The sequence below is a fragment of the Providencia sp. UF-183 genome (assembly GCF_058246155.1).
On the sequence record NZ_JBSICD010000012.1, the window covers coordinates 126,689 to 133,250 of the forward strand.

Here is a 6,562-nt window from a genome sequence, read left to right on the forward strand (position 1 = left end):
GAGTATATATACGTATATTTCAAGACTCATTCGCCTTATGCATAGGTTTTTGCAAGCTCATATTTCCCCTAGCTTATAGAATTCAAAAATTCAAAATACTAAGGAATATATGATGAACATATCTGTCAATACTATCGTTAAAACCCCCTTCTCATTAAGCAATATCATAAAAACATGCAGTAAATTTAACGGCTTAATCAAGAGTATTAAAAACACCAAGAGCCCATGTATTAAACTCTGTTTTAATCATAAACATATTGAGTTAGACAAACATAACCTACTCAATAAGCTTAAAGAGCATATTTCTGCAAAAACTGACTATAAAACGTTTGAGGTGGAAGAAAGAAAAATTCAAATATCCAGTGCAATTAATAGTGTGATTGATGAAATTCAAGCCATGTATTTGGCTGATCCCAAAAAAAAACTAGCCGTTATAAATTCGGAAGATAAAGATGTTATTTTTAAAAATGTACAACGCTATTGCGGCCTCCAAGAGTCGGGCATACTACTCAAAGCATCCCAATCCTTTATTAGGCAGCGTATTCAATATGATCCAAATGTAGACAAAGCAATCCAACATTTAAAGATAGATATAGATATAGAAAAGATAGCCACAAACTTAGACATAATAAACGCAGATAGCAAGGCAACAACAAAATATGTTGTCGAGCTAATCAATGATACCGTCTGTAAGGACTTTTACCCTGATATTGATTTTGGCAAAATTAGAGAAAGCGCAGCACAAAGCACACGCCATATATTAGAACAAAAACTATCCGAATATTATCGCCAAAAAATGGATTTCTACCTCTTAGCAACCAAAGAAACAGCGGTATAATGCAAAAAGGAGAACCTTCCTTGGTTCTCCTTTTTATTAATTTATCAATATGTTATAGCCATGTACCAAATCGCTTGATATAAAACTGTTTCATCAATTGCGCCACAACGCAGTAGCTCACTAATGTCAACGCTAACCAAGGAAAATACTCAATCGGTAATGGTTGTAATCCAATCATAGTTCCAAATGATGAAAACGGAATATATAAGCCTAATGCCATAATTAATCCCGTCGTTAACATCACTGGTAGTGCCGCAGTACTTTGAATAAATGGAATCTTTTGTGTTCTTAGCATATGAACAACCAAGGTCTGAGACAATAACCCTTCAACAAACCAGCCTGATTGAAACAATGCTTCATGTGCAACACTATTTGCTTGGAATACATACCACATCAAAGCAAATGTGGTGATATCAAAGATGGAAGATGTCGGCCCAATCCAAAGCATAAAGCGACCAATATTTTTCGCATCCCATTTACGAGGACGTTTTAAGAACTCTTTGTCCATTTTGTCCCAAGGTAATGCCAGTTGGGAAATATCGTATAGCAGATTTTGTACGAGCAAATGAATCGCTAACATTGGTAGGAAGGGAATAAATGCACTAGCAATTAATACTGAGAACACATTACCGAAGTTAGAACTCGCCGTCATATTTAGGTATTTGATAATATTACCAAAAGTTTCCCTACCTTTAATAACGCCCTGCTCTAATACCATCAAATCTTTTTCAAGTAAGATGATATCCGCTGATTCCTTCGCAATATCGGTACCCGTATCCACTGAAATTCCCACATCTGCATCACGAAGAGCAGGCGCATCATTAATTCCATCACCTAAAAAGCCGACAGTATGCCCATTTGCCTGTAATCTTTTTAAAATGCGGGATTTTTGCAGTGGCGTCAATTTACAAAAAACAGAAACTTGCTCGACTTTTTGGCTCAATTCTTCATCAGACAACGCTTCAACTTCTAAGCCAGTCATGATCTCACTGATGTTTAGCCCAACATCATGGCAAATTTTCTCTGTAATGATCGCATTATCGCCAGTCAATACTTTGACGGTGACACCATTTTCACGTAGCGCCGCGATTGCAGAAATCGCACTTTCTTTGGCGGGATCGAGGAAAGTTAAAATACCTTGTAATTCAAGTTGTTGCTCAGCTTGGGCCGAAAGAGGCAGACTAGCTTCATGTTCATTTAATACACGCGTCGCGAGCAACAATACCCGAAATCCTTGTCGGTTGTAATCACTCACTAACTCGGTAATTCTTGCTCTCGCTTGCTCATCTAAAACCAGCGATTCTCCGTTTTGCTGATAACTTTGGCAAACAGCCAGCATTTCCTCCGCAGCACCTTTACAGATAAGTAACGCATCTCCCTCCGGCGTCCTTACCGTGACAGACAATTTGCGACGAATAAAATCAAACGGTAACTCATCAATTTTTTGAAACGCTTTTAGTTGCTCAACCTCACTATTCCCTCTTCCTCGGCGAATAATGGCCTGATCCATCATATTTTTTGCACCACTTTGGTGAAAACTATTTAACCAAGCGAGTTGCAGAATTTTGCCATTTTTCTCACCATTACTATCAAGGTAATGTTCTAAAATGATCCTATCTTGCGTTAGCGTTCCTGTTTTATCTGTACAAAGCACATCCATTGCGCCAAAGTTTTGGATAGCGTTCAATCTTTTGACAATCACTTTGTGCTTCGACATCGCAATTGCCCCTTTCGCCAAGTTTGAACTGACGATCATCGGAAGCATTTCAGGGGTTAATCCTACAGCAACAGCTAAAGAAAATAGCGTTGCTTCGAACCAATCACCTTTAGTAAATCCATTGATTAATAAGACAATTGGAACCATAACCAACATAAAACGGATCAATAACCAACTAACACTATTCACACCTTTGTCAAAAGCGGTTTGTGCCCGACTGCCAACGATTGATTTTGCTAGTGAGCCTAAATAGGTTTTCCCACCCGTTGCCACCACGATACCTCGAGCTGTTCCGCTAGTAACGTTAGTGCCCATTAAGCAAATATTTGATATTTCGAGTAATTCATTTTCGGTAGGTGATACGGGATCCAGACTTTTCGCGGAAACATCCCCGAGAGTGTCATATTTTTCTACAGGGATAGATTCACCCGTTAAAATCGCTTGGCTAATAAATAGGTCTCGCGATTCAACAAGTTTTAAATCAGCAGGAACCATATCCCCCGCGGATAAAAGAACGATATCCCCAGGAACTAGGCATTTGATTGGGACTTCTTTTCGGGTTGAACGCCCAGTTTTATTGTCTCGGCGAAACACCGTTGCAGTGGTTCTAACCAAAGACTTGAGGGCTTCAGCCGCTTTATTGGTACGATATTCTTGCCAAAAACGCAGTAAACCACTTAGCAGAACCATCGTAACAATAATGATCACACCCGTTAAATCTGTCTCTTCACCTTGACGTTCTGGGATCAGATAGTCCGTGAAAAAGCTGACTAATGCCAACACTATCAGAACAAAAATAAATGGGTTTTTAAATGATGAAAGCAGCTGCTTCCAAGCAGGAGGCGCTTTTTCATGAGCAACTTCATTTTCGCCTTCAGTCACTAAGCGATCCATCGCTTCATTGTCTGCTAGGCCTAATAAATTGGTTTGATACTCATTTAGCACTTGCTCAATATTTTTACTCGCTTGCTCGCCAACTACAAATTTTTGCCGAGCAGGCGCTTTAACGCTTTTGCGTTGGTGTCTTATTTCAGTCATAACGTTGTCTCTAATACAACACTTGTGTATTTTTACGCTATCCAACTGAAAATAAGGCTATTATATCAGTTGGATAGCTCCAAATTTCGACTCCATGACGGAGGGTGATCGTCCATTTCGGCTCCTATAGTGAGTTAATTTTTTGCATTTAAGCTGGAAGCTCTGATGCCACTTTCCAATTGATAGCACTTACGCTTTGCTCAAGACTGATTCTGCACACTAATGCTTCAATCTCTTTTTGCTCAGCGGGTGTTGCCAAAAATTCCGCGCAAACCTCAAGCTGCTCTGTTTTTAATGTGTCAGCACTACTTAACGATTGCAGCCGAATATGTAGCCCATTAATGGCTTGTAAAATAAGGGTTCTAACTAAAATTTCGTCTTCTTGGTGGCACATCACGCGGATTTTATAACGCTGCTCAACGTCCAAGGCTTGAACTTGAGGCTGCTTATTGATGCGAGATGCAGCTTCTCGCAATAAAATATTTGCGCATAAAATCAATAAGGTAGCCATCAGCGCGAGTGAGTATTGCCCTAATCCACACAACACACCAATCCCCGCGGAGCACCATAGTGTTGCTGCCGTATTCAGGCCTCGAATGTTCATGCCTTCACGCATGATGACACCCGCCCCCAGAAAACCAATACCTGAAACCACTTGTGCCGCAATGCGTCCGGGGCTATCAGGTGATGTAGTCACTGAGCTTAAAATAAAAACAGCGGCACCCGTTGCAACTAATGCATTAGTTCTCAGCCCTGCCATACGTTGACGCCATTGGCGTTCAGCGCCAATTAAGGCACCAAGGCACATTGCCGAAACAAGATTTAAAATATCAGGAGTAAAAAGCATGATAATTCCTCCAAAAAAATAATTTGGATAGTGTTTTATATGCTTAATAAAAAGCACATAGCCCTATTTTGAATCAATAAAGATCCAAGAATTATTGGCTATTGCCAGGAGGAAATAGAGAGTAAAAATATACAAACATGATACACACTCAATACAACAGTAATAAGCTATTAATTAAATATAGAATAATACTTTGTTTAAAATATAAGGGTGTATGTATGATGGGGTACATCAGACACCGCCCGCCTTAGTGGCAAGCAGTGAAAAGAAAAGACGATTACTGGCTTGCCGTTAAATTAAGTTTTTATTCCAACTCTGACTGTCCAAGTAATAATCTCCTAAATAATTGATGGGTGGAGTATAGGTGGGCTAATTTACGAAGTAAAGAACAAATTTTTAATAAATTTGAAATTCATTATTCAATTAATGTAACAAACGTACCTTCATTCCCTTCTTTTTCATTAAAAAACCAAATACCTTCAGGGTAATCAGGTAATGCGATTAAATACATCACACCTTCATTAAACGGTTCAATGAGTAGAATTGTTCCTTCTCGTCGCTCTTGTCCATCTGTTTTCACATAAACACGATCATTAATATTCATAACATCTATTTTCCGACAAAATAATATTAATCATAAATGTAGCGCATACGAAAAAGCCCGTCATTAAAAAATGACGGGCTTTAGAAAATCAGTTAAGCAATTAGCTTAGATAGCAGTTACGTTAGCAGCTGCTGGGCCTTTTGCACCGTTTTCAATGGTGAATTCAACTTGCTGGCCTTCTGCCAGAGTTTTGAAACCATTGCCCTGAATGGCAGAGAAGTGGACGAAAACGTCTTTGCTACCATCAGCTGGAGTGATGAAACCGAAGCCTTTAGACTCGTTGAACCACTTAACTTGACCTTTCATTTTGTCGGACATTTGACTTTTCCTATATAACATCAAAAAAACTTGCCTTTTTGGCATATACGGGCCAGAGTCAACTATTTAATCAGGGAAACACCAAGATGAAGCGTCACGGTCAAAGGCTATCTGTGATAACTTTCTTCTTTAGAACACACTAACTCAGTAATCGTACATCAAATAGGACTGCTAAACAGGCCGATGCACATTAACTCATGACTTAAAGATAATAGCAACTATTTTATACATCCAATCCATAAAAAAATATGGTTTTTTCGACTCCGTCACTTTTATCAGTCATAATGTTAACAAAAGCACTGCATTTAGTTGATAATTTAAAGAAAAATTTAATTACAAGAAACAACAAACCTCGTTATTGTCACTCAGAATTATCTGATCTGATGACAATCTGTATGAATATTTTTTTTAACTGATATATAACAATCTTGAGACCTCGTGATACTCTGCTAGTATAGATTCAATATCTGACAGAGAGTTATCATATGGATATTATCAAACAAATACTTGTCGAAGACTTAGATACCATCAACAAACGCGAAAACCGTGATGGTAAACCTTATTTCAATAGCCAATTCCTCGCAAATCACCCTTATTTATGTGTTGGTATGATTGCAGCTTATATTCCGCTGGCTGTCATTCTTTGGTATGCACCGTACTTTGGCCCCTATTGGACGCTGGGTATTACCCTGTTATTTATTATTTTGGCAAGCGTATTACTTTTTGATATTAAGCCAGTCTATCATTTCGAAGATATTGGCGTGTTGGATTTGCGTGTTTGTTATAATGGTGAGTGGTTCGTTACTGAACCTGTTTCTGAAAATGCAATTCGTAAAGTCCTTGATTCAAATGAAGTCAACCAAGCAATTAAACAAGAAATCTCCCGTCTGATCGCGTTAAAAGGGATGATTTCGTTTTACGATATTTATCATGTCGCTTACCCGGAAGTTTCTACGCCATTACAAGGTAAGCTAGCAGCTCAAAATTAATGCAATATCAATTGGCTAGCATGAAATTCAGCCATAATGAGCAGTGAGTGAACAGTTAGCGTTTTTTTCTATTTTTATCGTTGACAGCTCGGGGTGATATCGTTAATATTCGCCTCGTTCTCAGGAACAAGCAATTCCTCCATAGTTCAGTCGGTAGAACGGCGGACTGTTAATCCGTATGTCGCTGGTTCAAGTCCAGCTGGAGGAGCCA

Annotated in this window: 6 protein-coding genes and 1 tRNA gene; 3 read left to right on the forward strand and 4 right to left on the reverse strand. The window is 38.8% G+C overall.

From position 1 onward, the window contains the following. Positions 1 to 112 precede the first annotated feature (112 nt). Positions 113 to 838, forward strand: a complete 726-nt coding sequence (locus AC4IFT_RS13010) for a hypothetical protein (protein WP_490751522.1) — start codon at positions 113 to 115, stop codon at positions 836 to 838. A gap of 52 nt (positions 839 to 890) precedes the next feature. Here the strand turns inward: AC4IFT_RS13010 and mgtA are convergent, their stop codons facing one another. The 4 genes from mgtA to cspE form a co-directional block, all read right to left on the reverse strand. Further along, a complete protein-coding gene (mgtA, locus tag AC4IFT_RS13015; protein WP_490734900.1) occupies positions 891 to 3,593 on the reverse strand; it encodes a magnesium-translocating P-type ATPase in 2,703 nt (900 codons plus the stop codon). A 148-nt stretch (positions 3,594 to 3,741) separates the two neighbouring features. After that, complete coding sequence (locus AC4IFT_RS13020; RefSeq protein ID WP_219249123.1) at positions 3,742 to 4,440, reverse strand: MgtC family protein; 699 nt, start codon at positions 4,438 to 4,440, stop codon at positions 3,742 to 3,744. Positions 4,441 to 4,855: 415 nt separating this feature from the next. Continuing rightward, on the reverse strand, positions 4,856 to 5,044 hold the full coding sequence (dsrB, locus tag AC4IFT_RS13025; protein WP_206086736.1) for a protein DsrB: 189 nt from the start codon (positions 5,042 to 5,044) through the stop codon (positions 4,856 to 4,858). A 105-nt stretch (positions 5,045 to 5,149) separates the two neighbouring features. After that, positions 5,150 to 5,362, reverse strand: a complete 213-nt coding sequence (gene cspE / locus AC4IFT_RS13030) for a transcription antiterminator/RNA stability regulator CspE (protein WP_004909801.1) — start codon at positions 5,360 to 5,362, stop codon at positions 5,150 to 5,152. A gap of 485 nt (positions 5,363 to 5,847) precedes the next feature. Here cspE and AC4IFT_RS13035 point away from each other — a divergent pair, with 485 nt between their 5' ends. Next, positions 5,848 to 6,351, forward strand: a complete 504-nt coding sequence (locus tag AC4IFT_RS13035; protein WP_490751523.1) for a YlaC family protein — start codon at positions 5,848 to 5,850, stop codon at positions 6,349 to 6,351. A gap of 135 nt (positions 6,352 to 6,486) precedes the next feature. Continuing rightward, positions 6,487 to 6,562: transfer RNA gene (locus tag AC4IFT_RS13040), tRNA-Asn, on the forward strand.

What these genes read in the sequence shown, in the direction of transcription:
- AC4IFT_RS13020 (WP_219249123.1), bottom strand. Translation starts at nt 4,440, where the DNA reads ATGCTTTTTACTCCTGATATTTTAAATCTTGTTTCGGCAATGTGCCTT.
- dsrB (WP_206086736.1), bottom strand. Translation starts at nt 5,044, where the DNA reads ATGAATATTAATGATCGTGTTTATGTGAAAACAGATGGACAAGAGCGA.
- AC4IFT_RS13035 (WP_490751523.1), top strand. Translation starts at nt 5,848, where the DNA reads ATGGATATTATCAAACAAATACTTGTCGAAGACTTAGATACCATCAAC.
- AC4IFT_RS13010 (WP_490751522.1), top strand. Translation starts at nt 113, where the DNA reads ATGAACATATCTGTCAATACTATCGTTAAAACCCCCTTCTCATTAAGC.
- mgtA (WP_490734900.1), bottom strand. Translation starts at nt 3,593, where the DNA reads ATGACTGAAATAAGACACCAACGCAAAAGCGTTAAAGCGCCTGCTCGG.
- cspE (WP_004909801.1), bottom strand. Translation starts at nt 5,362, where the DNA reads ATGTCCGACAAAATGAAAGGTCAAGTTAAGTGGTTCAACGAGTCTAAA.